The sequence below is a fragment of the Arachnia propionica genome, from assembly GCF_003859805.1.
In the GTDB taxonomy this organism is placed as follows: Bacteria; Actinomycetota; Actinomycetes; order Propionibacteriales; family Propionibacteriaceae; genus Arachnia; species Arachnia propionica_C.
The window spans coordinates 1-2,246 of the sequence record NZ_RQZG01000033.1 but is presented as its reverse complement, the minus strand read 5'-3'; the positions used below and the strand labels follow the sequence as shown (position 1 = coordinate 2,246).

Annotated in this window: 3 protein-coding genes; all 3 read left to right on the top strand. The window is 64.6% G+C overall.

Annotated features, from left to right (window positions below):
- The coding region (locus tag EII34_RS16150; RefSeq protein WP_185711394.1) for a hypothetical protein at positions 1–225 on the top strand (225 nt) is incomplete at its 5' end.
- Between the two features lie 229 nt (positions 226–454).
- Complete coding sequence (locus EII34_RS15610; RefSeq protein ID WP_148092638.1) at positions 455–847, top strand: hypothetical protein; 393 nt, start codon at positions 455–457, stop codon at positions 845–847.
- Positions 848–1,041: 194 nt separating this feature from the next.
- Positions 1,042–1,899 carry a hypothetical protein gene (locus EII34_RS15605; protein ID WP_124846092.1) on the top strand — a complete coding sequence of 286 codons (858 nt, stop codon included), beginning with the start codon at positions 1,042–1,044 and terminating at the stop codon, positions 1,897–1,899.
- The last annotated feature ends 347 nt before the right edge of the window (positions 1,900–2,246 follow it).

The following is a 2,246-nucleotide window of genomic DNA, read 5'->3' as shown; positions in this document are numbered from 1 at the left end:
CCCGGCTCCACCCACGGCTACGACGTCGTGGACCACACCCGGATCTCCGAGGAACTCGGCGGCGAGGAGGGATTCCGGCACCTGGCCGAGGCTGTCCGCAAGCAGGGCATCGGTCCGTGCCCGCAGGTCGGGAAGGCGTACAAGTTCCTGTCAGGAGCAACACACCGAGCACGGCCCGATCCCTCAGGACGAGGCGAGGCAGCTGCTGCTGAACTGGTGGCATGACAACGCCTGAGGCCACGGGCCGCTGCTGCGGTTCAGGGTGACCGGTCATGCCAGTCACCCTGGGTGAGCCACCCAGGACCTTGCACCTCGATCAGCCGTCCACCGATCACCCCGGATGCATCCTGCAATCGGATCGAGACCCGGTGATAATCTGCCCCCAGCGCACGACGATGAGGCAGAAGAGGTGCACATGAACACCCACCGGGACGACGAAGATCGGATGCGTTCCATGGCTTCCCAGGTACTGGCACGGATCGACGGGGAACGAGAGATCCTGCACCTGATCGAGACCGGGCTGGACGACGAGCAGATCATCTCTCGAAGCGGCGCCGAGCCCCGCATCGTGGCGGGAGTCAGGCAGGAACACCAGCGCGGGGAGGAGATTCGTCCGGTGACGCCGTATGAGTTGGGTTTACGGCGGTTCATGGGGCAGATCAGCACCGAGGAGATGATGGACCGGTTGCGGTCCTGGCCCTACACCTTCGGGCAGCATCACTACGACTTCTACGACGAGGGTTCATGGGACGAGGTTCGGCGCTTGCACAGGTATGAGATCATCACCGATGACGAGTACGAAGAACTCCGGTTGATCGTTCAGCAGTTTCCGGATCATCCTTCATGACAGAGCCGATGAACGAGGCGGCGTGGCGGACTGAGGAGCAGGTTCGCAGCCTGGTGGGACAGCTCGCTGCGGAGCATTCCCTGCCGGCGGACCCTCCGAAGGGTTCCCTGTGGTTTCGGCTGGGGCAAGCAATCGCTCAGGCCTATGTGGATCGTGCCGATCGCGAAGGAGTGCGTGGAGGTCGGGCGATCATCATGGCTGGCCCGCCGGGCGCGGGGAAGAGCAAGGGTGTGGCTGCGGTACGGACTGCCCTGGGACCAAAGGAAGCAGAGCGGTTGGGGGTGGTGGACGATGGTTTCATCACCGTCGATGCCGACGATGTGAAGCAGGTGTTGCTTGGTAATCCGGTGGCGGGGCTCGATGTTGATCCTGAGCTGGTGGGGCAGGCCCGTGAGCACTGGGACCGGTTGATCGCCGACCACGCCCCACGCCCCCTCGCCGATGGCAGACCACTGCTGCGTGGTGAGCTCTCCACCCTCGTGCACCAGCTCTCCACCGACACAGCCAACGATGCTCGGGAGCAGCTCATGGCAGAACATGTCAACATCACGATCGAGGGCACCCTGCAATGGATGGAACCCTCAGGGAAGGGGCAAGGGCCTCGCCTCATCAACGCCCTGAGGACGGAGCAGTACACCCAGGTCACCATCGTCGCGGTGGACACTCCTCAGCAGATGTGCCTGGAGGCTGCACACCAGCGGTGGATCACACCCCGCTCCCAAGGCGACGTCACGGCCCGCTACACCCCACCCGCGGCCGTCACCTCCATGTTCACCCCGAACAACACGGTCAGCCGATGCATCGACAACGCCCGCATCACCCACCAGCTGGCCAGCGTCCATGCCCCCTTCAGCCAGGTCAACCTGTTCATCGCCCACCGCTCCCCGACCAGCACCGTCATCGAACACGTCGACCGCGACGGCCTCTCCCGCAGCACCACACTCCAGGCCAGCACCCCGCCCACCAAGCCCCTTCCCCCTCGAACCCCCACCAGGAACCACCCGCTGCAACACAACCGGATCACCCCACCCACCCCCGGGCTCGGACGCTGAAGGCTCTGAAAAGGATCACTCACCTTGGCGCAGCGGCCCGGCCAGCATCCCGAGCGGCCATGATGGCCACTGCGGCCGCCACCGTGTTTCCTGCCATTCTTCAGCCGCCACAGGCCCTCGCAGCCCGAAGAATGGCTGAAAACACCGCCTCGAGATTTTTGTCACCCCACCGGCATAGAGTGAGGGGCGTGGACACTGTGAGGAACACCCCGAACTCGACGTACCGGCTGCAGCTGACTGCCGACTTCACGTTCAACGACGCCGTCGTCCAGCTGCCCTACCTGAGGGAGCTGGGCATCACGCACCTGTTCTGCTCCCCCATCCTCCAGGCCGCCCCCGGCTCCACC

Bases quoted from the DNA above. Each gene is read 5' to 3' on its own strand.
- EII34_RS15605 (WP_124846092.1), top strand. From the start codon at position 1,042: ATGGCTGGCCCGCCGGGCGCGGGGAAGAGCAAGGGTGTGGCTGCGGTA.
- EII34_RS15610 (WP_148092638.1), top strand. From the start codon at position 455: ATGGCTTCCCAGGTACTGGCACGGATCGACGGGGAACGAGAGATCCTG.